The organism is Frankia sp. Cppng1_Ct_nod, from assembly GCF_920656135.1.
GTDB lineage: Bacteria > Actinomycetota > Actinomycetes > Frankiales > Frankiaceae > Protofrankia > Protofrankia meridionalis.
In genome coordinates this window covers 1-1,290 of the sequence record NZ_CAKKTK010000122.1, presented here as the reverse complement: position 1 = coordinate 1,290, position 1,290 = coordinate 1, and the positions used below count along the sequence as shown (strand labels likewise).

The window sequence follows — 1,290 nt, the reverse complement described above, 5'->3', positions numbered from 1 at the left end:
GGCGTTTCCGGTTGTTGGGTGGGTGGTGTCGGGTCGGTCGGAGGGGGCGTTGCGGGGGCAGGCGGCCCGGTTGTTGGGTTGGTTGGATGGGAATGCTGGGGTGTCGGTGATGGATGTGGGGTGGTCGTTGGCGGCGTGCCGGTCGGTGTTCGAGTATCGGGCGGTTGTTTTGGGGGACGGTCTGGAGGAATTGCGGTCGGGGTTGGCCGCTGTGGCCGGTGGGGTTCCGGCGGCGGGTGTGGTGACCGCCGGTCGGGCGGGTACGCCGGCTGTGGGGGTGATGTTCTCGGGCCAGGGGTCGCAGCGGGTGGGGATGGGTGCGGGGTTGTATTCGCTGCCGGGGGTGTTTCGTCGGGTGGTGGATGAGGTGTGTGGGTTGGTGGATGGGTTGGTTGGTGGATCGTTACGGGAGGTGATGTTCACCGGTCCGGTGGAGCGGGTGGATTCCACTCGATGGGCGCAGCCGGCGTTGTTTGTTTTCGAGCTTGCTTTGTGGCGGCAGTTGGAGGCCTGGGGGGTGCGGGCTGAGGTTGTGATGGGTCATTCGGTGGGTGAGCTCGTCGCTGCTCATGTCGCGGGGGTGTGGTCGCTGGAGGACGCGGTGCGGCTGGTGGTGGCGCGTGGTGAGTTGATGGATGAGGTGACCGAGGCGGGTGCGATGGTGGCGGTCGCGGCGTCCGAGTCGGATGTGGCCGGGTTGTTACCGGAAGGGGTGGAGATCGCGGCGGTGAACGGACCGTCGGCGGTGGTGATTTCTGGGCGGGTGGACGCGGTGGAGTCGGTTGTCGTCGACTGTGACCGGCGTGGGTGGCGGAGTCGGCGGTTGGCGGTCGGTCAGGCGTTTCATTCGGTGTTGATGGACCGGGCGGCCGAGCGGTTTCGTCGGGTAGTCGCCGGTGTCCCCGCCCAGCATCCATCGATACCGGTGGTGTCGACTTTGACTGGCCGGTTTGCCACCGGTGACGAGCTTGCTGATCCTGATTACTGGGCGGCGCAGTTGCGGCGCACGGTGCGGTTCGCTGACGGGGTCCAGACCATGGCCGGTCGGGGGACGGACCTGGCCGTGGAGGTCGGCCCGGACGCGACGTTGGCCAGCGCTGTCAGTGACATCACCGGCCAGCTGAGTGGGATCGGTCTGCAACGCCGTGGCCGGGACGAGGTCCGTGCCCTGCTGACCGGCCTGGCTACCTTGTTCGTTCACGGCGCACCCATCGCCTGGAACACCGTTCTACCTCCCGGTACCCCCGTCGATCTACCGACCTACGCCTTCCAACACGACCGCTACTGGCT

The 1,290-nt window shown here is 67.2% G+C and carries 1 protein-coding gene; it reads left to right on the top strand.

Features of this window, described 5'->3' with window-relative positions; translation table 11 throughout:
- Nucleotides 1-22: 22 nt before the first annotated feature.
- Nucleotides 23-1,290 (top strand): acyltransferase domain-containing protein (locus tag NBW77_RS21260; RefSeq protein WP_502799510.1); only part of this gene is annotated, 1,268 nt, incomplete at its 3' end.